A 24,747-nucleotide genomic window follows, 5' to 3' on the forward strand; every position below is an offset into this window, starting at 1 on the left:
TGCAAAAAACCGAGAAAATTTCTCGGTTTTTTTTCGCACTAAATATACTACTATTAGTTTTATCGTAATCTGTCTACAGATTTTATAAGATCTTCATCCTTTTTAATAGCTTTATTTGCCAAAACAACAAGCAAAATAGCCAAAATTGGTAAGAACATCCCAATACCTTTCTCAGAAACTGTCGTTTCTCCAGATAAATTTAGAGACAAATAAATCAACAAACCTAGTAAAAAAAGATTTATCATAATTATAATACGTCCAATAACAAATTGTAACTTTCTATTTTTAAATAAAAAAATCGTTACTAATGATAAAATTGCGGACATAATGAACATAAAAGGAATTACTTTTAAAGTAAAAACCTCTCTTGAAAACAAATCTACAACAAATATTTTTTCTTTAATTGTATTCCATAAATTAAATACGAAAATTAAACCTCCAGAAACAATGGAAGCTAAAAGTAAATATATTGTTTGTACTCTTTGAATCATATAAAAATATTATGCCACAAAAATAGAATTTCTTTTTTAAAAAAAGAAAACTTAAAAGTAAAAAAAAAAGTATATATTTGTGGAACAGTACCCACACAAAATATTGTATAGCACTATATACAATAAATTAAAAAATCAAATAAACAATTTTTTTAATATCTTATTTTAAGATTTATCATAACTTAACAACTATATAAATGTTCGAAATTTCTGAACTGAAAGCAAAAACTCTTGCTGACCTGCAAGTAATTGCAAAATCTATTGGACTTACTAAGACTAGCCAATTAAAAAAATTAGATTTAGTATATCAAATTTTAGATAGACAAGCAGCTAACCCTTCTTCTACAAAACAAGATACTGCTCCTACAGAAAAGACTACAACTGAAAAACCTAAAAGAAAAAGAGTTGTACAAAAGGTTAAAAACGAACCTAGTAAGGAGCCAGAAACTAAAAATGAAACTATTTCTGACGAAAATACAACACCCGTAAAAAAGCGTCCTGTAAGAAAAGTTGTAAAAAAGGTACCTAACAAAGAAGAAAGACCTCAAGTGTCACAAAATAAAACAGAAGATTCTTCTGAAAACACTAATGTTGATGCTAAAAAAAATAAACCAAGAGCTGTAAAAACGGACTCTAATGATTCTAAAGAACAGAAACCTGTTCATAAAAATCAAGCGAGAAATAATCCGCCAAGAAATCCTAATCAGCAGAAAACTAAAAACACGAATCAGCAAAATAAAACGAACAATAGTAGAAGTAATGGAAACAAATCTAGTAATAGATATAGAGATCCAGATTTTGAATTTGATGGTATTATAGAAAGTGAAGGTGTTTTAGAAATGATGCCTGATGGTTATGGCTTTTTACGTTCTTCTGATTATAATTATTTATCTTCTCCTGATGATATTTACGTTTCTCAATCTCAAATTAAACTATTTGGTTTAAAAACTGGTGATACTGTTAGAGGAAATGTAAGACCTCCTAAAGAAGGTGAAAAATATTTCCCATTAATTAGAGTCTCTAAAATTAATGGATTGAACCCAAATATTGTTAGAGATCGAGTTTCTTTCGAACATTTAACGCCTTTATTTCCTCAAGAAAAATTCAATTTAGCAGAAAAAGGAAGTTCTTTATCAACAAGAATTATCGATTTATTTTCTCCTATTGGAAAAGGTCAAAGAGGAATGATTGTTGCCCAGCCAAAAACGGGTAAAACAATGTTATTAAAAGATATTGCCAAAGCAATTGCACAGAATCATCCAGAAGTTTATCAAATTGTATTATTGATTGATGAACGTCCTGAAGAGGTTACAGACATGCAAAGAAGTGTTCGTGGAGAAGTTGTTGCTTCTACTTTTGATGAGCCTGCAGATAAACACGTTCGTGTTGCAAACATTGTATTAGAAAAAGCAAAACGTTTGGTAGAATGTGGCCATGATGTGGTAATTCTTTTAGATTCTATAACACGTTTGGCAAGAGCTTATAATACTGTTGCTCCAGCATCTGGAAAAATACTTTCTGGTGGTATAGATGCCAATGCTTTACACAAACCAAAACGTTTTTTTGGAGCTGCTAGAAATATAGAAAATGGTGGTTCTTTAACCATTATTGCAACTGCTCTTACAGAAACTGGTTCTAAAATGGACGAAGTTATCTTTGAAGAATTTAAAGGTACAGGAAACATGGAACTACAGTTAGATAGAAATATTTCTAATAGACGTATTTATCCTGCTATCGATTTAATTAAATCTTCTACAAGAAGAGATGATTTATTATTAGATGAAAAAACTGTGCAAAGAATGTGGATTTTAAGAAAATATCTTGCAGATATGAATCCTATTGAAGCAATGGAATTTATCAATGATAAAATAAAGTTTTCTAAAAATAATGATGAGTTTTTAATTTCTATGAGAGGATAATAATTTCATAAATTAGACATAATTAATATACAAAGCCTTTTTGATTTCTCAAAAAGGCTTTATTTATTGCATTTTTATCCAACAAAAATAAAGGTTAATTTATTATTGAATAAAAAATATACTTTCATTCAATAAAAATAGGACTCAATTTTTAAAAAGGTAACTTAATTTATTCCTTGAAAAGTTATTAGTTTTTATTGTAACATATTTACTATAATAGTTAGCTTATTTATTGTTAACAAAATTACGTCTTAACAAATACTTTGTACTCTTTGAAAAACATCAACTTATATACAAGTATCTTACAATAAGTTGAATCAATAGATGTCATAAACTTTAAGCTAGTTATAAATTTTATAATAATCTTTTTTTCTATTTTTTTTGATTTATCACCATACATTCAAAAATAATAAGCAAGAAAAAATCCGTTCAAAAAATGAACGGATTTTATAAATTTTAAGAAGTTAAAAGCGATTAATTTGTGTACATTAATGCTCTGTTATCTTCTATTTCTGATGAATTTTTAATTGCCTCATACATTTTAAAAGTAGAGCTTTTTCTACTTTCTGCAATTCTCTTTCTATTTGCATCATAGTTTGGCAAAGCTGTTGGTATTTCTTTATTAGTTACTTTAAAAGCATAAACTCCTCTGCTTCCTTCAACTGAATTGTATAATTTATTTATTTCTGCATTATACATAGCACCAACTACTTTAGGCTCTACTCCAACTCCTGAAAGTGTTGGGCTTTTTAAAGTTACATTGCTTGCAGTTCTAATACTTGTATTATTAGCTTTTGCAATAGCTTCTAAGTCAGATCCATTTAATTTATCTTTAAGCATTGCAGCTTTCTTTTCATTTGTTAAAATAGGTCTTACAGTACTTGTAGCTTTTTCTACAGACATTAAACCTTTTTCTTCTGAACCTGTAACAAATGCTACAACATAACTACCTTCTAAATCGAAACGTTTAAAATCGTTTACATTTGTATCGCTGCTAAATGCCCAGCTAACAATTTGTCTTTGATTTCCAATACCAGGAACGTTTTCGTCTAAAGATTTTAAACCTATTGCTGGTTTTGGTGTGTAGTTTTTTTCTGCAGCAACATCATAGAATTTATTTTCTTTAGATACTGCTAAAGCAAATTCTTCTGCTGTTCTAAACATTTCATTTTCTGTAGCTTCAGAAGGAACAATTGTAGAAGTATAGGTTGCTAATTTTAAAACTTTTTGATTGTTCTTTTGATTATCAATCTTAATGATATGATATCCAAATGGAGTTTTTACAACACCAATATCTCCTTTTTTTCCAGTAAAAGCATAATCTCTAAAAGCAGGAGTCATTCTACTATAATTAAACCAATCTAAATCTCCTTCTTTTGCTCCAGATCCTAAATCTGATGAAAATTCTTTAGCTAATTGACCAAATTTATTAGCACTTCTTTTTACAACATTTAATAAGCTATCTGCTAACTTCTTTGCTTCTTCTTCTGTTCTAGTAACATCTGGTGCAACTCTTTGAGAACCAGCAAAAGGAATTAATATATGACTTGCTCTTACAGAATCTGGCATTTGTGAAACTTCTAAAACTTTAGAAATTTTAAAAGCATTTTTATCTTTATAAGGCCCAACTACATCTCCTTTATTTCCTTCAAATAATTGATTTGCAATTTCCTGGTTAACAGAACTTTTAAATTGAAAATTAGGATTTAAGCTTGAGTCTGAATTATTTTCTGATAAAAATACAGCATCGTCTTTTGTAGCTTTAAAATCTTCAATTAAACCAGAAAGATTATTTTTTATTGCTTGTTCATCTTCTGCTGATGGAGTAATATTAAATTGAACGTAAGAAATATCTCTTGAAGCTTCAACTTTAAATTGTTCTGAATTATTTTTGATATATGCCTCTACTTCAGATTTTTTAATCTTCACTAAGCTATCTGCAATAGATGTGTAAGGAACATATACAAATTGTGCATTTAACTTTACGTTATCAATCATATAAGCTGCTTCACCTTCCTTTAAAGAAGCTCCAAGCCCTGCAGTTACTAAATTATTGTATGTATTTCTTTCTGCATTATCTCTAATTTGGTTCATGTAAGCAGACCACTGAGACCATAATTGTGTTTTGTTTTCTTTTTCTGTAGCTAAAAATTGTTTGAATTTAGCTTCATCAAATAAACCAGCTTCATTTTGGTATTCTGGACTGTTTTGTACAAATTGTGAATTTACAACTTCGTTCCAAATATCTGCCTCGCCAATTGTGATACCAGCTTCTTCTAATTGGTTTTTGTATATTTTTTTTCTTACAATATTATCCCAAACTGTTTTTGCAGCTTGCATTTCAGATATTCTTCCTCCAGATTGTTGTTTGTAAGCTTCTAATTCGTTTGCAAATTCTTGTCTAGAAATAGCTTCGCCATTGATTTCACCAATTTCATTTACCTTGCTAGAATCGAAAAAATCACCAAGTGTTGATGGATCTAATACAAACGCAAAAAGTGCTAATCCAATAATTATAATTAAGAACATTGAACGTTCTCTAATTTTTGATAAAACTGCCATACTAATTTTAATTTAATTTCAGTTGGCGAATATACGGTTTTTGGTTTTAATATTGCAACCCATTTTTTACTTATTAGAAGCGAGTTAGGTACATTTTTTTCAGCTAAAAAAAAAGAAGTGTTATTTAGTCTGTTTGGTTGGATATTTTAAGAGATACTTCATCTATTTTTGCTCCACTCATCTTCAAAATTTTGATTTCAAAAGTCTCTAAATCTATCAATTCTTTTTCTTCAGGAATATTTTCTGTGTGCTCTATAATAAAGCCTCCTAAAGTTTCGTAAGCTTCTGATTTTGGAATATTTAAATCGTATTCTTCATTTAAATAATCGATTTCTAATCTTGCAGAGAAATTAAATTTCGATTCACTAATTTTTTCCTCTAAAAACTCTTGAGAATCATGCTCATCTTCTATTTCTCCAAACAATTCTTCTACAATATCTTCTACTGTAATCATGCCAGAAGTTCCTCCATATTCATCGATTACAACTGCTACGCTTTTACGTTTTTTCATTAATGAATTTAGGATATCATTAATCATCATAGACTCTGGCACAAATTCTAAAGGCAATAAAATAGATTTTATAGTTTTTGGTTTTTTAAACAATTCGAAAGCATTTACATACCCAACAACATCATCTAAAGAAGTTTTATAAACCAAAATTTTTGATAAACCCGTATTTATAAAAGTGTTTTTTAAATTGGTAACTGTTTCATGGATTTCAACAGAAACAATTTCTGTTCTAGGTACCATAACTTCTCTTGCTTTAACGTTTTGAAATTCTAAAGCGTTTTGAAAAATTTGGATTTCAGAATCCATTTCATCATCATCATTACCTGAATCTAACTGTTCATTAATATAAATACCTAATTCCTCTTTACTAAACTCCGTTTGTTGTTCATCTGCATTCGTTTTAAAAAATACACGCAGAAAAAAATCGGAAATTAAGGTAATAAATTCAGAGAAAAAATGAAATATATAATAGAAGATATAAGCAGGAACAGCAAATATTTTTAAAACTTCGTTTGCGTAGATTCTAAAAATTGCTTTTGGCAAAAACTCTGCTGTTATCAATATTATAATTGTAGAAATTATGGTTTGTATTAACAATACAGAAAAGTCATTAAAGGTTTCAATTGGCAAAAACCTAATGAGCAATTCGCCCATATAATAACTATAAATTACCAAAGAAATATTATTACCAACCAACATAGTTGTAATAAATTTCGATGATTTTTGAGTAATTATTGTTAAAATTTTAGGGATAAAACCATCTCTTTTTTTTTCTAGCTCAATATGCATTTTATTGGCAGAAACAAATGCAATTTCCATACCTGAAAAAAACGCAGATAGCAAAATTGATATGATAACAATAATGAGTTCAACCTCCATTATATATTAGTTATTGCTTTTTTTGATTGTTTTGATTATTTCTTTTTTCAACTTTTTTTCTAAAATGTCTTTTAAAGAAAAATACTAATGTAATTAAAACTCCGAAAATTAAGAAGAAATAGGCCCTATTTCTATCTACGTTCCATTGCACATAAGTTTCTACTAAACAAATAAAAGCTATCATTAAATATCCGTATTGAAAAAATTTCCAAATTCTATTCATAATTTAATCTTCTTTAGTTTCTAATTTTCCTGTTGTTTTTTTTGCAAGATGTTTCGATAAATCATCTTTAGACTCAAAACCAATACCAAAAATAGTATCATTTTCTTTGGTTAACTTAAATGCTTTTTCTGACACAAAGTATTTTGTTTTTTCGTCCCAAAATAATTGTTCTGTTTCTAATCTAGATTTATCTGTATGATTGATAACAATAACATTTCCTTTAATTTCTGATATAGATGTTTTTGCATATGATAGTGCATAATTACCAGTAATCGTAATGGAATCTCTTCCTTTATTCTCAAAATTGATAATCTTTATTCCTAGAGGAAACTCATTATAAGGATGCTGTTCTCTATTACTAAAGTCTAACATTTTAGGTGTTATCAATTTAGAAGTAATTCTACCAGAATCTTTATATACATGATACGCATCTGTAGAAGTACCAACTGGTAAATTTTTATCAGCCAAAAAATCTCTTGCCTTTTGAGTATTATTTGTACATGCAAAAAGCATTGCTGTTACAAATAGAACAGCAATGCTTTTTGTTATAATAGAATATGTTTTTTTATAATTAATCACTAGATGCTATAGTTACAGTTTCTCCTATCCAACATTTAATTGTATAAGATTGTCCAATTGTTTTACTTGCTGTAAAAATAACCTTTTTAGTTGGTAAACTTCCTTTATAAGACGCAATATATCTAGAAGCTAAAGAATAAATACTTGGATCTACAGAAGCTGCTTTTTGTGCTTGTCTTAATGCAGCTGCATATACCATTCTTTTTTCAAATTCATCATCTCCACAATTATTTGCACTAGATGCATATAATCTACCAATTAATAAATAAGCTTTTCCTGAATTAGGATTAAATTTTAAAGCTTCTCTTGCTAAGCTTCTAGCACTAGATAATTGACCTCTAGATTGTGCAGCTTGTGCAAACTTTAATTTATAATTTGCTTTTTTAAGAGGGTCTGTTTCTAAATCAAAAGACTTTTGTCTCATTTCTGTTGCCCCTTTAGAATCGCCATTATTTTCTAAAACATTTGCTAAAAAAGAATATGCTTCTGGAGATGGAGATGCTTCTGCATATGCTTTCGCTAATTCTGCATATAAAGGATCATCTTGACATTCTTTATAAAACATTCTAGAAACAGCTCTTTTTAACCAACTTACATTACCTCTATTCTCCTCAAAATCTCTTCTATATAAAGGAACTAAACGTTCACAAGTCGCTAAATCAGAAATCATTCTATCCAAACCACCTTCAATTTGCCCTAAAGCTTTAGAGTTTATTGTGTAAGCTTTTAAATTCGATTTTTCTCTACTATCTAAAACTCTTGTAGAATCTGATAATTCCAAAATTTTCTTTGCATACCCATCTAATTTTTCTCCAACAGACTCTACAACATCATCATACGTATCAAATACTAATTGAGGATTTGTATCTTTATTTCTATCAGTTACTCCTTGAAAGTAAATATATAAGTTTTTTACACCCATTCTTGTTGGATCTAACTTATAGGCTTTATCTAAAAGACCAAAAACCTCATCATCTGTTCCTAATTTGTTTTCTAACAAATACTCAGCATAATCACTATGAACCTTTGCAGGGTCTACATCAGGAAAATATTGTAGTCTTTGTTCAAAAACTCTTTTTACTAAAGCAGGATCTTTTTTAAATTTTTCTGCCATCGTTGATCCTAATTTGTAAATATTTACAGATAAATCTTGACAATTATCCATTAAATAAATCCAATTTGGATAGGCATCATCATACTTTTTAGATTGATAATCCCCTTTAAATAAATTATATTTAATTTGGCATTCCCTGTTAGCATCATCTTGTGCATTGGTCTTTGCAGATACAAAAAATATAGTAGCTGCTAATAAAAACGTTATTTTCTTCATTTTGATAGTTTATGTTAATCTATTTTTCTTTTTACGAACCAATTTGTATCTGTCAAAGATAAACTTAATCTAAAATTAAAATAATTTTCTTGAATCAAGTTATTTTCTATGGTTCCTCTTTTACCAAATTCAAATCCCATATTTACTGTGGACAATCTCTTTAGTGGTAAACCTAAACCAAAAGATATGCCAAAGTCATTTATTTCTGTAAAATTCGAGGTATTTCCTGATCCGTCAACCAATAAACCTGTGTTTTCATAACGCACACCAGCTCTATAAGTTATTCTTTCCCAGTAACTTGATATAGAATTAATTTTAGGCAAATAAAAACCTCCTAAAGATATTCTATTTGAATTTCCATACCTATAAGCACCAGTTGTATTTGCTAATAAATCAGTAGAACCTATGGCATTTTGACTTTCATATTCAACACCTGCATACCATTTGTCGAATTTACCAAGACCAACTCCAAAGTTAGTTTTTAATGGCAAATTAAATTCACCATCAATTAAAGTAGATGAAATAGTATCTCTAGGATTTTCTGAGCCAGCGCTTGTATATCTAAAAGAGTATAAATAATCATTACCTTCTACATTTAGACTATTGCCAAGTTTTGCAGTTGCACCAGCAGTAAGCATCAATTTGTTTTTTAATTCTTTTTGATATTGTGCTCCAAACTTTACAGAAGTTCCTCTTAAATTAATAACCTCATTATATTTTGTAGCTAAAGAAACATTAGCTCTTTGGTTTATGATACTATTTTCTATATCTCCAAAACTAAAATCGGCTTCCACACCTAAAGACAACCCTTTATATACTTTAATTCCAAAACTTCCATAAAACCTATTTACACCTCCATTACCAGTGTAAGCAGAAGCTTCTGTAATTTCATCATTAACTGTAACTGTGTTAGATAAAGAATAACCAACAGCAGAAACTGGCTGCAAACCAAAAGAAAGACCTGCATTTTTACCAACTGGAAACGCTAAAGCTATATAAGATAAACTTGTGGAAACACTATTTTGTTCTGTAGTTCCGCTTTTAACTGTTAAATCGCTATTTAATAAACCAAAAGCATATGTTGTATACCTTAAATCTGCAAATGCTGCAGGGTTTGTAAAATTTAAATATTTGTAATGGTTAAATGCTACTCCTATACCACCCATTGAGTTCTGCTCAACAGTTCTAGGACTAAATTGATCTCCAATTCCAAAATAAGAATAAGGAGAAGAACTGGTTCTTTGTGCTATAAAATTTACAGAATTTAATAGTAAAATAATTACTACGATACTTCTAATCATTTGCTTTTGTTAAAAATCAATATTTCATTTAATCCTTCTAGGAGAAAATTTTGATTGGCAAATATGCTACTTTTTAATTGTTTTGACAAGAAATTTGTATCACCACCTGTTAAAACAACTGTTAAATCTAAATATTTTTTTTCGTATTGATTTATAACACCCTCAATTTCTTGAATTACACCATTTACAACTCCAGAGTTTATGCTTTCTTTTGTACTATTCCCAACAAAGTTTTCGGGTTTATTTATAGGAAGTAGAGGAAGTTTAGATGTAAATTTATGAAGTGACTTGTACCTCATTTCTACTCCAGGCGAAATTGCGCCTCCTAAATATTCACCATTCTTAGTCAAAAAATCAAAAGTTATGCAAGTTCCTGCATCAATAATTAAGACATTTTTCTTCGGATATTTTATAAAAGCGCCAAAAACCAGCGCAATTCTATCGACACCTAACGTAGTTGGAGTTGCATATAAATTTTTAAAAGGGATTTCAAGATTCGACGAAACAAACATAATTTCGACGAAACTTTGTAGTTTTTCAATCTTCTTTGCTGACAAAAGCGCCACACTTGATGCAATTGCAGCTGTAATATTATACTTTTTAATTATTTTTTTTATTTCTGATACAATTTTTATTTTATCAAAAACTACGAAATCAACAATTGTATCCTCCTCAAAAACAGCAACTTTTACTCTTGTATTGCCAACATCTATAATTAAATTCATTTTCTTTTTTTAGGAAATTCAAAAATACAATCAAATTTTTATTAATTTTATTTAGGAGATATCAAAAAACATATTATATTTGCATCCGCTAACGGTAATATTAATGGTACCTTAGCTCAGTTGGTAGAGCAAAGGACTGAAAATCCTTGTGTCCCTGGTTCGATTCCTGGAGGTACCACTTAAAAACCCTGTAAACTCAATGTTTATAGGGTTTTTTATTTTTAGGGCGCTAAATAGGGTGCTATAAAAATTAAATTGACTTTCTTTAACTCCCATTATAAATATTTCAAAATTAATTTTTATTATTATACTTAATATTCCTCTCTATCAGTTGAATACTTCAAGCAATATAAGGCTATCTAAAAATAAATCACGATGAAATAAAAATTATTTCAATTGAAAAGAAACAAAAACCGCCACAATTTAATGCAGCGGTTTACAATGTTTATTTAAATTCTATTATTAAGCCACTGTACCAGAGCCTAAATAAACACTATTTGACACAATCTTACTATCTAAAGAAATAAATGCCATAAATAGCTGAACATTGTCTCCTGTGTATGAAGTTGGTAAAATTAATGTTTGAGTAGTTGCACTTCTTTGTGCTCCATCTAATAAAGAAATTGATTCTTTTTTTGATGGGTTATATGCTATTATCATAGACCTATCTGTTGCACTTGCATTTCCATCTGTTGAGTTATCATCCCAATTAAAAGCAACTTCATTAGCAGTTGACAAATCAACACTTGCATTTAAAGGTGATGACAAATTACCTCTACTTAATAATGCTGTAGAGTAGTCTACATTAAAATTAGGAAAAGTTCCTATAATTCCATTTTTTAAGACGTAAGACATTGCTGCATTAAATTCTGTTTTCTTAATTGCATAAGATTTGTAACCAACTTTAATGAAGTCTTTATTTGCCTGTAAGTATTCTAATGTAATTGTAAACTTGTTTCTTTGACTAACTTGACCTTCTGTTTTTGGATTGGCTACACTAGAAGGTTTGATTCTTAAATAATCAATGCCTTTCCAACTTCCACCAATAACGTTTCCAACTTTACCAGATAATCCTCCTAAAATTCCTTGAGATATTTTTCCCATTACTATATTTATTTAAAATTAATACTTGTTTGGACTTGGTACGGGTTTAATATGGCTTTAACATGTGCGCATAATACATAATTCTTCCCTTCAAAATTATTTTTAAACTTGTTTTACCCTTGATTAACTTGTTTTACACGTTTTTTCTTAACGAAATGAGGCAAACAAAGAATTTTGATAAAGAAAATAAATGAATTTAGCAGAATTTTTGTGCAGATGAATGAGATAAGGGAAAATGTGTTATATCGTTTTTAAAGATTGATAAACAGAGGCTGGGTTTGAGCGTGGAGTTTATCAATCTTTAAAAATGTTAGCCTAATGGCGATTGAATGATTTAGAGTAAGTTATTAGGTAGTACAAAAAATCTACATAATACTACAAAAATCGACGATATTAATACAACACATTTGAAAAATAATTAAAGTACGTAGTGCGCTGGCAGAAGCGAGGATAAGGGTAAAGACTTTTTATTTGTGCTAACTTATTCTATTAGGTTTTATTAAAAGTGGATGCCTACTATTTGTAATTTTAAGCGATTGATTTACCTATTTAACTTTTTCTCTGATTTGTTCATAGCATTTACTTTTAGTGAAAACGGCTACTACTAATTTTCTTCATAAATAAAAAGTTTTACTCTTATTGGCTTTTTTTGATTTTATAGGTGCTTAATAAATTGTCTTTAATTTTCTACTTTTAATTATATAGTTCTTGTGCTTAATTTAAAGTTGCCAAAAGCACTTATAAAAACAATGCATTAAAGATTTAATGTTGTTTAAATATCTAAATGTTATTATTAATATCGGGTGTGAGCGTTGGATGTGCGGCTATTTTACATAATGGCGTTATAGTGCCTGGAACTTTTGTGGAAGAGCAGTATAACTGCGCATTATGTAACTTAGCTTGGGGTTGGTTTTATGGCGAAATAGTTGTTTGAGCGTTGGCAATGGCTCTTTGTTTTTATATTGTTCCTATTATAAAATAATAACTACGTTTAAATAAAAAAACAATGTGCCATTTTAGCGTTGGCTACAACTATTATGACATAAAACCAACTATGCGTTGGCTAGAGGAACAGCACAAAAGACAGCCGTTTATTGTTTTTCTCAATAAATTGGGTTTTGTGGTGTGAGGAATTAAAAATCTAAATAGCTTGTTTAATCAAATACAAAATATACTCTAAATTATCATTATTTGTTATTACTAATTCATAATCTCCATTTCCCCAATGTCCTGTATTTGATACATCTCGCATTAGGTTTTTTGGGTCTTCTAGTTTACCTTTTGGTAAATTAATAAATAGTTTTATTCCTTTCTTTAGTGTTACAATATCTGCTATGTTTTTATCCTTTTTAAATGCTATATATAGCTTTTTAGGTTCTAGCTCTATATCATCAGCTAGGTTTAAAATAGCTTCTTTATAGGTTTCGTAAAGTTCTTTTACTTTATCTGGATAATTGTCTAAATGAAATTCTTCTGTATATACTTTTATCTCTTTTGTAACTGCTTCTAATTGTGTATTGCTAGATGTAATTGGCTTGATACTTTCTGCCGATTTACTTTTCTTTATTTGGTTTACACTAATTAAATTGTTTTCATATCTTTTTACTTCCCATAACTCAATAGCTATATCTTTAAAATTCGTGGCTGTTTTTTGATTTTCGGTAAAACTTGTAGATACAAAAACTACTCTTGTTTGACTCCAATCTACATCTGTGCGTTTTAAATTTTGCTTTAATGTTTCGTTATACTCAACTATAAAATCTGCTTTATTCTCAAGCATTAAACTTAAATATGTAAATCCTTGATCTACTACACTTATATTTCTACTACGTTTATATTCAATAATAATAAAAGCATTTGATTGTGTGTCGTAAGCTAAAGTATCTATACGTTTATTTTTAATAGAGAACTCAGATTTCACTAATTGCAAATCCATTAACTCCTTTAAATTATTTTCAAAAAGCGATTGTATTTCTCTTTCTAATTTAAATGGTTTCTCTTTTAAAACACTAATAGACTCTTTTGATTTTAAGTTATATAAATGCATTGTATGAATTGTTCTTTAACTATAATCCTTTTGTGGTTCTGCTGCTTGGTTAATATGTGCTTCTGCTTCCGCAACTGTTACTTGACCATTTATCAACATAGGCAATAACCAATCTCTTAATTCTTCTAATTTTCGTGAAATCTTTTCATTACTAACTATTTTATCTATTAAAGGATTTGTCACTTTATTAAAATCTTCTAAAACCACAGAGTTAGGGAATGAATTGTATGCTTTCACAGCATCAATAGGACTTAGGTTTTTTTGAGAGCTACCCGTAGATATTTTTATTAATCTTAACCTTTGTTCTCTCCTTTTAAAAAGCAAATAGAAGTAAGAATGATATTTTTCATCGCAACTAAACTTACCAACCCTTTGATTTAATAGAGTATTTTCCTCTGAAACTAAACAAGTTCTACCTACATTACCTGTTAGAGATATTAAAATATCACCACAATGTAGCTCACAAGTAGATGGTAAACCAATTGGTTTGTCATCAATATAACTTACAGTATTTGTATCAAACTTAGAATCTTGTACATTTTTAATTGTAATAATTTTAAATTTGCCTTTTTCTAAATAGGAATCAGAATCAAAAGAGTAACCAGAATCAATACTAAGATAATTATTCATTCGTTTTACTTCCCAACCTAAAGGAATATCAATATTTAGATCTTTATCATATTCCATTTTCCCACCTGATGATTTGTATGGCATTCCATCTTTATTTGGAAAATCATATTGAATAAACCAATAATCAAAATATGCAATAGCCAAATCTTCTAATTTATTATTTATCGCATTATTTAACTCAATTCTAGAATTAATAAGGAATAGTAAGTCTCCAATTCTTTTTTGAGTATTATAATCTGGAAGCAAAAGTTCTAAGTAAGAAAAAATTTGTTCATTTAAACTTGCTCTTAAAGTCATTAAAGCATTATTGTTCATTGTTTTTCTAAACAATTTACTCCTAAGATAAAAAGCCATAAATTTATGATATGTTATATCATTTTGATTAGGTCTTAACCTTTTTGCAAACCCACTAAACGTTGCATCTGGCATATCTTGAATAGCTACAGAACTCATACCTAATTCATCTACAGTTTCGCTTGTTCTTGTCAAGAAAATATCTCCTTCTTTAACCGAATATTTTTTTCTGTCTGCATCAGAAGAATCCATTAAGTCAGGCAACTCAGTTGGTATGAAATAATTATTAAATATTGTAGAAAATGAGATAAAAGGATAACCTTTTCCAGCTTGTTCAGGTTTTGTTGATATACCAGAACTCATTTCGTACAAATCACTAAACTTATATTTCTTTAGTTTACTCATAGCTTAGTTTTTTTAAACGAGTTTTAATTTTATTTTCCAATGATGTGCCTTCATTGAAAAGATTTTCTAAGCTGTTATTATAATCAGTTATTTTAATATTAAATTCTTCACTTGTTATATCTATGTGCTCTATTCTAACTTCAAAATATTGTCCTGCACTAAAAGAATAATTTTTTTCCTCAATATCTTTATATTTAACAACAACAGAGAGGTCATTTACAACATTTTTATTGTTAAAAACATCTATAATTTGCTGTTCTTCTGTTCCTGATAATAAAGTTTTTTGATTTTTACCTTCTTTTACCTTTGTTCCTAAATTTGAGGCGTCGATTAACACAACATCTTCAGTATTATTTTTATCTATAAAAACAATTGAAACATTTGTACCTGTAGTAGCAAAAATATTAGATGGCATACTTACTACACCTGCTAGCATTTTACTTTCTACCATTTTTTTTCTAATTTTTTTGTCTATGCCTGTTTGTGCTGTAATAAAACCTGTAGGCACAACAATAGCTGCTTTACCATTTTTGGTTAAACTGTGCATAATATGCTGTAAGAATAAACTATAGATAGCCATAGACTCTTTTTTCTTTTTAGGAATATTTGGTATACCTGCAAAAAAACGGTCGTTATTTTCTTTACTATCTAAATCGTCTCTATACTCGCTAAAATCTAATTTAAATGGTGGGTTTGATACTACATAGTCGAACTTCTGTAACTCATTATCATCATCTTTATGAAAAGGTGCTAAAATAGTGTTACCACGAACTACATTTTGAAGAGAATGTACTAAGTTGTTTAAGATTAGGTTTAATCGTAATAATTTAGATGATTTTTTTGAAACGTCTTGTGAATAAATAGTACACTTGTCCTCGCCAATTGCGTGTGCTAAATTCATTAATAATGTACCCGAACCTGCACTTGGGTCGTAACAGGTAACATCTTGAATATTATCTTCTGTTACCAGAATAGAAGCCATAATTTTAGCTACTGCGTGTGGTGTATAATACTCTGCATATGTACCACCACTATCGTTATTATAGTCTTTTATTAAGTACTCAAAAATAGTAGCATAGAAATCGTATTTCTCATTAAAAATATGCTCGAAACTAAAATCTACTAATTGGTTTATAATTGCTTTACAAAAGGCATTACGCTCTGCTGTTTCTACAATTTCACTAATGCGTTCAAATAAAGGTTCTTTAGAACCACCTGTTGTTTTTACAGAGAAAATATCATTATTCTGTATGGCAATATCCATTAAGGTATCGTCAAAGGTTTTTGCAAAATCTGGTGTGTTTTGTATATCAAACAAGTGCGAAATTAAATGCTGTGTTTGTAATACTGCTGTATCTGCATTTAGCTGTAAGGTTAGCATTTCATACTCTTCATCAGGCAATGCTTCAATAGCCTTTTGCCATTTTTCTACTTTTGCTAATGCAGGATTTAATTGTTTTACCTCATAAGCAAATTTGTCGTTTAAAAACTTATATAGAAATACTTGTGTTATGATTTTATATTCATCACCATCATTACCTAAACCATAATTAGAACAAATACCTTTAAGGCTGTCTATTAGGTTTTTTACTTCTGTTTGAAACTGTACTGTTGTTGTCATTTATATTTTTAATCTAAGCTGTACGCCCGTGAAATTCGTTAGTATATTCTTGTACTACTAAATTATTAATGAATTTAGAAGTCTCTGGATTTAATTTAATATTGTTTTGTTTTACAAATTGATTAATTACCAACTTAATCATCATTTTATCTAAATAGCCCTCATTTTGAAGTAAACGACTATTTTGTATTACCTGAAGGTCTGCTTCACTTTTAACAGATTGTAAGGCTTCAAATAATTGGCTTTCTCTTTTTGTTAAACCACCTTTTTCTACTAATCGTTTATGAATACGACAGTATTTAGGATCGTTATCATATTTAGCTTGTAGTAGTTTATTTTGTCTATTTAACTCTAATATTTTTGCGTGAATTTCTTTTAACGCTCCAATATTAGCTTTCATATCGTCTTGCGTTACTTCGTTTAATTTCTTCTTCTTAAATAAACGTTCTAATTCATCGTACAAACTTACAAATTCAGGGTCTTTTTTATCAAAATTACTTGCTAATTCTTCTCTTGTTTTACGAAGCGTATCTTTTAGTTGGTCTGCTAAGATTAGTTCTTCTTCTCCAACCTTATTAAACATAAACACTACATCTTCTAACGCTACATTTAATAGATTGGTAGTATCTATATTATTTTCTAACGCTTCCTTTTGGTTTAGTAATTGTAAGTGATTATTAGCTTCTCTATACAATACTGAAAGCTTTTTAAAATCTACTTTTTCTAATAACTCATAATGCCCAAATAAACGAATTAGATTGTACAGACTTTTAGCATTACCTAAAGCCTTTACTAAACCTAACATTTTTTTACGGTCTGATATTTGAGAAATTTGTTGTGAGAAGTTTTCAGCGTTTAAAGTATCATAATGAAATAATATCTCTTTTATATCTGCTATTTCTTCTTGAATTTCTTCTTTAGATTTAAAGATGTTAGAGTAGTGCTCCATTTCATCACCTAAAACCTCTTGTAGCTCTTCAAAATAGTCTTTATTAGTTTTATCAAACTCTGCTTTAATGTCCGCAAAATCAACTACAAAACCATATTTATAATCTTTATATGTTCTGTTTACTCTGGTTAATGTTTGTAATAGATTGTGCTTTTTAATTAAACGACCTATGTATAATTTCTTTAACCTTTTAGCATCGAAACCAGTTAATAACATATTGTACACAAAAAGAAAATCTATTTTACCATCTTTAAAATCTTCTACTTCTTGTTTACGTTCTTCTTTAATACCTATGTCGTGAAGAATTAAAGCTGCTTTTTTTACTTTATAGCTTTCTCTTTTTTTATCTCCATAAGACTCTCTTTCCTCTGCTACTTTGTTTAAAGCATAACTATTACTATATTTATTATTAAATATCTCAAATAGCATTTTAGCTTGATCTGAACTATCACACACTACCATTGCACCAACTGATGCATCGTTATTCATTAATCTAAAACTTTCAAAATCTTCAACAATGTAATCCAACATTGGTTCTGCAAATCTTGCATCTGCATAGATTTTCTTTTTAGGAACGTCACCTTGTAGTACTTTAATTTCTTTTAAGGCTTGCTCTAAAACCATTTTATAATTAGATGCTATTTCTTCTCTAATTAGTTTTAGTGTGTATCCATCTGCAATAGATGCATTGTAGTAGTACTTATGAATATAATCGCCAAACAAGGTTTTAGAGTTATATTCTGTACCCAATAAAGGTGTACCGGTTAATCCAATTTTAATAGCGTTTTTATCTGACTGCTCTAAATTAGCTAAGAAACTACCTTCAGGATTATAACTACGATGTACTTCATCTAAGAAATAAACACGTTGAATATTTATATCATAATCTTGTTCTGTTACTATTTTAGCATCATCTGAAAACTTTTGAATATTTACTACCGTAATTTCTGCGTTTCCTCTTTCATTATGTAACGCTGCTTTAGATTTTATATCTGCAACAAACTCATTTCTTGAATTAACAATATGCACCGTTAAACCTCTGCTTGTAAACTCTCTTTTAGCTTGAATTAATAAATCTAACCTATCTACTATAAAATAGAATTTTGGAATTACATGTTGTTTTTGATAATAGTCTGTTAGAAACTTAACATTGTAATACGTCAATGCTGTTTTTCCACTTCCTTGTGTATGCCATATAATACCTTTTCTTATACCCTCATTTAGTTTATTCTCTATTGCTTTGGTTGCAAATAATTGAGGATAACGCATTATATGTTTTTGTAAGCCTGAGCTTTCATTTACATAAGCTATTGCATACTGTAGCACAAAAAACAATCTATCTTTAGAGAATAAAGAAGTAGAGACTCTATTTGTTGGTGTATTGGAATCTTTATTGGTCAAAAACTCTGGCGAATGTTTAATAATAACTAAGTTGTTATCTTTTAAAACTTCGTTTTCTGTAGCATCATTTTCAGGTAACAAAAGACTATTTAAGTCGAACGTTTCTTCTTCTCTGAAATAATTAAATATTGGTTTGTGATATGATGGCGATGCATAAAATACACCTTGAACTGTATCTACATCATCACTATCGTATTCCATATTATTAGAGAATACCATTAACTGTGTAATGTTTACAAAACGTCTAAACTTTTTATTTTGGAATCTCTTGTTTATTCTATTTCGTTCTGCAATAATACCCTCTCTGTTATTAGGCTTTTTAACTTCTATAAAAACTAAAGGTAAACCATTAACTAAAAGAATTATATCTGGTCTAAACTCTTCGTCTCCGTTTTTATAAGTTAGTTCTGTAACAACATTAAATGTATTGTTTTCAAAGTTTTCAAAATCAATAATCTTATGTCCAGTTTTTTGACTTAACCTCTCATAGAACGCTTTTCCTAAATCTTCATTATCTAAAAGTAATGATACATCACTTAATAATCTTTTAGCTTCGTCTTTATCTAAATCGTGATTGATTTTCTGGATGCTATCAATAAATATATCTGTAAATATGTTTGTTTCATCATTCCAAACCGCTCCCTTTAATGATAAATATTTATACCCTAATCTCGTAAGATGTAATATTGATGGTATTTTTACTCTTGAATCTTCGTTGAATTTCATTTACTTTTTCATAATTGTTTTATATATAGCAGAACTATAAAAGTAAAAATATTAATTGATTTTTTCATCTTCTTTCGTATTTAATATACACCACCAACACTATTGTTTATTTATAATATTAAAAGAAGTAGTACTTATAGTATATATATTCACTTATAATGTTTCTAATTTTTTCCTCTTTTTAAAGTATAAATCAGAGTAAATCTTATCCGTTAGCTGTAAATAGTGTTTTCCGTTTTTAAAGATGATATTTTGATTTTCACCTCTATATTTAGCTCCTTTTTTTGCTGCATATACTTGTTCTTGAGTCAACTCGAAATACTGTTTTTGAACTTCTAATAGATTTTCTTTTGCTGCTAAATTTTTAATTCTGGATGCTTTATTTATTGATAAACCAAAAATACTCTCAATACTGTTTACAGAAATTTCTGCAAATCTTTTAACGTCACAGGAAAACGTAAAAGACTCACTGGCGCTTTCACTTTTTAGCACGTTGCTTTTACGTTTTTTAAAATGTTTCCTGCAATAAGATTTATATAACTGCGTATACAATATTGCACCTAATGCAGCTCTAATATGTGTTACATCTTTATAAGTAAAAGGTGCTGCTCTTCTTTGTGTCCAATCTCTTTCATCTCTTAAAGTATCTATAGACACTAATCTATAATATTCAAATTCTTCATCATAATACAACCAACCTAATGCTATTAATTTGTTGAAATTATTTGTTATTGTTTTACTACATTTTTTTAAAAAGAAACTTGCATATTCTTTGTCTTGATGAATCCATTGTATTTTACCTGATGGATATGACAATTTAAGGTAAACAAATAAACAAAAAGGACTTTCTTGATTATTTTGCAATACCCAATTGCACATTTCAATTGGGATATTTACCCTACTAATTCTTACTATTTTTTTTTATTAGGATTGTAATGCTCGTCAATTACTTTATGTATATCTCCCAGCTTATAATAGATTTTACCTTTTATTTGGGAATATGGTAATATTTGTTCTTCCCTCCAATTACTTGCTGTTTTTGGTGATATATTAAATAACTTTAGAATATCTGAATTATCTAACAAAACATAATTTGGGTCTTGCTTATTTTTAAATTCACTTTGCTTAATCAAATGTTCTAATCTGTCTAAAATCTTTTTTAAAGAGTCGTTAAATGGGTGTTGAAAATTGCTCATCTTATTTGTTTTTAGAGTTAATACTAATTAATGCTTGGTCTAGTTCTTCTCTTTTGTATCTGATGAGATTTCCTAATCTGTAAGGTTTCAAAACACCTTTGTTATTCCAATCTGAAAGGGTTACCAATGATACTTTTAAGATTTTAGCAACTTCTTTCCTAGTCAGATATTCTGGTTGAGTTTTGGGTTGAAAGTTCAGCACTATTTCTTTTAGTTCTGTTCTAACATCTTTTAAAATGTTTTCTCTTAATTGTTGTGGTGTGATACCGTGTACTTGTGTGATGTTGTTCTCTAACATAAAATTTGTTTTTAAATTCTCTGCTAAATAACGACATAAGTTTTGTTGCGAAAATTCGGACTTATTCGGATTTATTCGGTTGTATTATTTTGTAGCTTACTTTGGTATTCCATAACTAAACCATTCACTTTATCAATATGATTTACAGATTCAGATAATTTATCATTTCTTTCAATACCTGCAGCATATTCTTTGTTTAAGTGTGCTATATAATCTTTTAAACTAAAAGCATATTGAAAAATATATTTTTTACAAACTTCATCTTTATAAAAAGTATTTGCAATAGCTTGGAAGCCTCTTCTAATTACACTATCTTTATCAATTGTATTTAAACTTCTTAATGCAGTATCAAACCATTTTTGAGTGTCATAAGATTTAAAAACTATTTTATTATAATTTAATAATTCTTTGGTTTCGACATTACTTGTAATCTGATAGTTTACTTGTAAACCTTTTAAGTAATCTAATAATTTAATAGTTTCTGTTCTTAAACCATATAAATAAAAGTTTAGTTGTACGTACTCTATTTCAGAGAATTCGTTATATGGCATTTCTTGCCTAAAATCTTTTGTACTTAATATTTCCCTTAATTTAGAGTCTTTAACTTCTGGAAGTTTTTTTAAATCGATTTTATATTTACTAACATACTTATCTATTATTGTCGCTGATTCATTTTGAAAACCTGCATTTTCTATTTCTTCAATTGTTTTATCTAAATATAATGGTATTTTTATAGGGTTTAATTCCAATATATATTCTTGTACCTCTTCTTTAACTTTAGCTATATAAGGTAATAATATGCTGTTATAATATGCGTAGTAATTATGTTCTATTGCTAAACTGTCATATTTAGAGAGCTCATAACTAAACAATTTTGCATAGCTTATTTTCTTCTTAACTGACTTGTCTATATATTTTGTTTGCAAGGATCTAATCCTATCTAAAAAGAAAAGTATTTCGTGTTTTGCTGTATATTTATAGAAAATACTTTTTATTTTTTCTGCTTTAAAATATGATTCATAATTAGCACCGTGCAAAGGGTCGAATGGATCTCCTATTAAAGTTAAATAATGAATTAACTCTTTATTATTGATATTAAGAATATTCTCCTTATTTAAATCGTACTTCTTTACATATTCTTCTATTTTAGCGTCATCAAATTTTAAAAAAGTTGAATTTTCAAGCTTTTCAATTACTTGATTAAAGTATATCTCTAATCTCCTAACATCCAGAACTAACAGATTATGTTTTATTTCTTTTTCGAGAAGATGTATTGATTTGTGTAAATTTTGTTCTACATAATTTTTAAAAAAATTATGGTTCATTTCATTATTATCCAAACCAATATTGATATAAAAATCATTCAGTTGTTCTGTTTGTAATTCTGCCATTAATTTGCAATTTTTTATGACTGCCTAAATATAGTAGAATTTATCCTTTTACATCTAACTTAATCTATTAAACATTAAAAAAGCCACTTTTTACAATATGAGAAGCTCTTTCTTCGTCCTTGATGCGGATATATTTATAAAATTCTTTCTCTGTAGTATGACCAGAAAACAACATAATATCAAAGATATTCATACCTGCTTTATATTTATTTGTGCAAAAACTTCTTCTTGCTGTATGAGATTTAATTAGGTCGTATTTTGGAATCATTTCCGTTTTTCCTATACCTCCTTTTGTATACTCGCATTTAACTAACGTATTCCATTCAAGCATTTGCCCTACTTGTTTTATATAATCGTTTAAAATAGCTTCTGCAATCTTTCTTGGAGGTTTATTGTTATGCCTTTTAGACATAATTTCACGCATTTCTTTTGTTATAGGACATAAAACCTCCCTATGATATTTCTTATTTTTTTGCTGCTTAATTTTGAAATATTGAAATCCATCTATTTCTACAATATCATTTTCAGATAAACCATTGTAATCGCTTATTCTCTGACCTGTGTAACATCCCATTAGAAAAACATCTCTTACCAATTCTACCTCTGGATATTTAGAGAAATCTTTTTCAAACATTTCTTTTATCTCTGCATCAGTTAAATAAATTTCCGTAGTAATTTCTTTTAATACTTTAAAATCGTTGCTTTTAAACTTTTGGTTGTTTGTATAGCCTTCTGCCACTGCATAGTTTAAAAAGGTTTTTAAGTTCTTTATATGCTTACCTATAGTGTTTAAAGCATATTTTTTACTTTCCATAAACGTATTGAATTCATTATAGAAACGCATATCTATATAATCAAACATCAATTTTTTGTTGAAGTGTTTTTCATACTCTTGCAACCTCTTTTTAGTTTGCTTATAAGACCTCACAGTAATGATGGAAATATTACCCTCTTTTTGTTCAATATACTTATCTATGACATCAAAAAAGGAGAGGTTTGTGTCGATTTCTTGATTCGGAATAATCTTACCTGTAAATACATCTAATTTGTATTTTAAAAGCTCATTAGAAACGTTTTTAGTGTCGTTATCTAGATTAGAATACTCTTTATTTAAATAGCTTTCTAAATCGCTTAAAACCTCGTTAATCTTGTCTTTATCTTCAATACCAACTTTATTTTTAATGCGTTGCTTTCTGAAATCCCAATCATTAAAACAAGCTTTATAACCTGTTGAATATTTAAATCGATTTTTACCGTAACTGAAGAATAGAAATATAATACTTTGAAGATTCTTGTTTTCTTCTAACTTTGTTTTTGAAACCTTAAAAGCAAATCTAATTGTGCCTTTTGTTCTTTCAACTCCCTTACTCATAGCGTTTTATTTTTTATAAAGATACAAAAAAAAGGGTGTTAATTAGGGTGCTAATAAGAGTTTTTTGATATAAAATAGTAGATAATTTACTTACTTAAATAAAACAACAAAAACCCTGTAAATAAAGGCTTTACAAAGGTTTTAACATAAATTAAGATGTTTTAATAAAGTAATCGAAAGTACTGGAGGTACCACTTAAAACCCGAACAATTTTTGTTCGGGTTTTTTTATGCTTTAAACTATTTTAAGATCTCTTTTATAATTTTTAAATGATGATTTGTATGCATTCCTAAAAACTTTATAGTTTGCTTTTTATTTAAATGATTAAAATAAGGATGGTCAAAAAATTGATTTTCTTCTAATTCATCCATAAACTTTAAATTACTTTTTACTTCCTCTAGCTGATTTTTAATAGCAACAGTTTCGATAATTTCTGGTGGCAAAACTCTTTTAGGCGATTTGGCTTTTCCTCTAGGAAACTTCCCTAAAATAAATGTTATAAAACGTAAACTATTAAATTTTTTCTTGTAAAGTTTTGGGTCAGAATCTTTAATTGCAAATAAAACGTTATTTAAAACTTTTAAAGAATGGTCTAAATGCCAACCAACAGTAGCTTTCGAAACTTTTAAATTTTTACGATCTTTAAATTGAATCGAATCTTCTATAAATTTTAATTCTTTTTCTAACATTTCTTGATTTTATCTATAATTATTATTAAAAGTATTTTCGGTAAGTCAATCTCAAAAATATGCTATTTAAAAATAACCACTTTAAATATACTGATTTACTTTAA

19 protein-coding genes and 1 tRNA gene are annotated in these 24,747 nt (G+C 28.3%); 2 read left to right on the top strand and 18 right to left on the bottom strand.

Annotated features, from left to right (window positions below):
- Positions 1 to 59 precede the first annotated feature (59 nt).
- Entirely contained in the window at positions 60 to 491 is a 432-nt protein-coding gene (locus tag LPB03_RS06365; protein WP_065318719.1) for a DUF4293 domain-containing protein, read from the bottom strand.
- 197 nt (positions 492 to 688) lie between these two features.
- Between LPB03_RS06365 and rho the strand changes: the two genes are divergently transcribed.
- The gene (gene rho, locus LPB03_RS06370) at positions 689 to 2,410 is read left to right on the top strand and encodes a transcription termination factor Rho (RefSeq protein WP_065318718.1); all 1,722 of its coding nucleotides are present in this window, start codon (positions 689 to 691) and stop codon (positions 2,408 to 2,410) included.
- Positions 2,411 to 2,884: 474 nt separating this feature from the next.
- Here the strand turns inward: rho and LPB03_RS06375 are convergent, their stop codons facing one another.
- The 6 genes from LPB03_RS06375 to LPB03_RS06405 form a co-directional block, all read right to left on the bottom strand.
- Entirely contained in the window at positions 2,885 to 4,972 is a 2,088-nt protein-coding gene (locus LPB03_RS06375) for a peptidylprolyl isomerase (protein ID WP_065318717.1), read from the bottom strand.
- Between the two features lie 124 nt (positions 4,973 to 5,096).
- Complete coding sequence (locus LPB03_RS06380; RefSeq protein WP_083187047.1) at positions 5,097 to 6,362, bottom strand: hemolysin family protein; 1,266 nt, start codon at positions 6,360 to 6,362, stop codon at positions 5,097 to 5,099.
- 226 nt (positions 6,363 to 6,588) lie between these two features.
- Entirely contained in the window at positions 6,589 to 7,164 is a 576-nt protein-coding gene (lptC, locus tag LPB03_RS06390) for an LPS export ABC transporter periplasmic protein LptC (RefSeq protein ID WP_231953143.1), read from the bottom strand.
- Positions 7,157 to 8,494, bottom strand: a complete 1,338-nt coding sequence (locus LPB03_RS06395; RefSeq protein WP_065318714.1) for a tetratricopeptide repeat protein — start codon at positions 8,492 to 8,494, stop codon at positions 7,157 to 7,159. The genes lptC and LPB03_RS06395 overlap by 8 nt, the downstream gene beginning before the upstream one ends.
- A gap of 14 nt (positions 8,495 to 8,508) precedes the next feature.
- Positions 8,509 to 9,795: a BamG family beta-barrel-assembly machinery protein gene (gene bamG, locus LPB03_RS06400; protein ID WP_065318713.1), complete on the bottom strand. Its 1,287-nt coding sequence runs from the start codon at positions 9,793 to 9,795 to the stop codon at positions 8,509 to 8,511.
- Complete coding sequence (locus LPB03_RS06405) at positions 9,792 to 10,520, bottom strand: type III pantothenate kinase (protein ID WP_065318712.1); 729 nt, start codon at positions 10,518 to 10,520, stop codon at positions 9,792 to 9,794. The genes bamG and LPB03_RS06405 overlap by 4 nt, the downstream gene beginning before the upstream one ends.
- A 105-nt stretch (positions 10,521 to 10,625) precedes the next feature.
- On the opposite strand from LPB03_RS06405, the gene LPB03_RS06410 reads away from it, so the two are divergent.
- Positions 10,626 to 10,698: transfer RNA gene (locus LPB03_RS06410), tRNA-Phe, on the top strand.
- Positions 10,699 to 10,982: 284 nt separating this feature from the next.
- Here the strand turns inward: LPB03_RS06410 and LPB03_RS06415 are convergent.
- The 11 genes from LPB03_RS06415 to LPB03_RS06465 all read right to left on the bottom strand — a co-directional run bounded on the left by LPB03_RS06415 (position 10,983) and on the right by LPB03_RS06465 (position 24,643).
- A complete protein-coding gene (locus tag LPB03_RS06415; RefSeq protein WP_065318711.1) occupies positions 10,983 to 11,624 on the bottom strand; it encodes a DUF6266 family protein in 642 nt (213 codons plus the stop codon).
- 1,141 nt (positions 11,625 to 12,765) lie between these two features.
- Complete coding sequence (locus LPB03_RS06420; RefSeq protein WP_065318710.1) at positions 12,766 to 13,671, bottom strand: DUF5655 domain-containing protein; 906 nt, start codon at positions 13,669 to 13,671, stop codon at positions 12,766 to 12,768.
- A gap of 15 nt (positions 13,672 to 13,686) precedes the next feature.
- Positions 13,687 to 15,000, bottom strand: coding sequence for a restriction endonuclease subunit S (locus tag LPB03_RS06425; protein ID WP_065318709.1), 1,314 nt, complete (start codon positions 14,998 to 15,000; stop codon positions 13,687 to 13,689).
- Positions 14,993 to 16,621, bottom strand: a complete 1,629-nt coding sequence (locus LPB03_RS06430) for an HsdM family class I SAM-dependent methyltransferase (protein ID WP_065318708.1) — start codon at positions 16,619 to 16,621, stop codon at positions 14,993 to 14,995. The genes LPB03_RS06425 and LPB03_RS06430 overlap by 8 nt, the downstream gene beginning before the upstream one ends.
- A 13-nt stretch (positions 16,622 to 16,634) precedes the next feature.
- Positions 16,635 to 19,697, bottom strand: a complete 3,063-nt coding sequence (locus LPB03_RS06435) for a type I restriction endonuclease subunit R (RefSeq protein WP_065318707.1) — start codon at positions 19,695 to 19,697, stop codon at positions 16,635 to 16,637.
- Between the two features lie 153 nt (positions 19,698 to 19,850).
- Positions 19,851 to 20,513, bottom strand: coding sequence for a hypothetical protein (locus tag LPB03_RS06440; protein ID WP_139058946.1), 663 nt, complete (start codon positions 20,511 to 20,513; stop codon positions 19,851 to 19,853).
- Between the two features lie 95 nt (positions 20,514 to 20,608).
- On the bottom strand, positions 20,609 to 20,893 hold the full coding sequence (locus LPB03_RS06445) for a helix-turn-helix domain-containing protein (RefSeq protein WP_065318705.1): 285 nt from the start codon (positions 20,891 to 20,893) through the stop codon (positions 20,609 to 20,611).
- A gap of 1 nt (position 20,894) precedes the next feature.
- Entirely contained in the window at positions 20,895 to 21,191 is a 297-nt protein-coding gene (locus LPB03_RS06450; RefSeq protein ID WP_065318704.1) for a helix-turn-helix domain-containing protein, read from the bottom strand.
- Between the two features lie 71 nt (positions 21,192 to 21,262).
- Positions 21,263 to 22,582, bottom strand: coding sequence for a hypothetical protein (locus LPB03_RS06455; protein WP_065318703.1), 1,320 nt, complete (start codon positions 22,580 to 22,582; stop codon positions 21,263 to 21,265).
- Positions 22,583 to 22,649: 67 nt separating this feature from the next.
- Complete coding sequence (locus tag LPB03_RS06460) at positions 22,650 to 23,954, bottom strand: tyrosine-type recombinase/integrase (protein ID WP_065318702.1); 1,305 nt, start codon at positions 23,952 to 23,954, stop codon at positions 22,650 to 22,652.
- A 239-nt stretch (positions 23,955 to 24,193) separates the two neighbouring features.
- Positions 24,194 to 24,643 carry a hypothetical protein gene (locus LPB03_RS06465; protein ID WP_065318701.1) on the bottom strand — a complete coding sequence of 150 codons (450 nt, stop codon included), beginning with the start codon at positions 24,641 to 24,643 and terminating at the stop codon, positions 24,194 to 24,196.
- Between the last annotated feature and the right edge of the window lie 104 nt (positions 24,644 to 24,747).

It is taken from the genome of Polaribacter vadi (genome assembly GCF_001761365.1).
GTDB lineage: Bacteria > Bacteroidota > Bacteroidia > Flavobacteriales > Flavobacteriaceae > Polaribacter > Polaribacter vadi.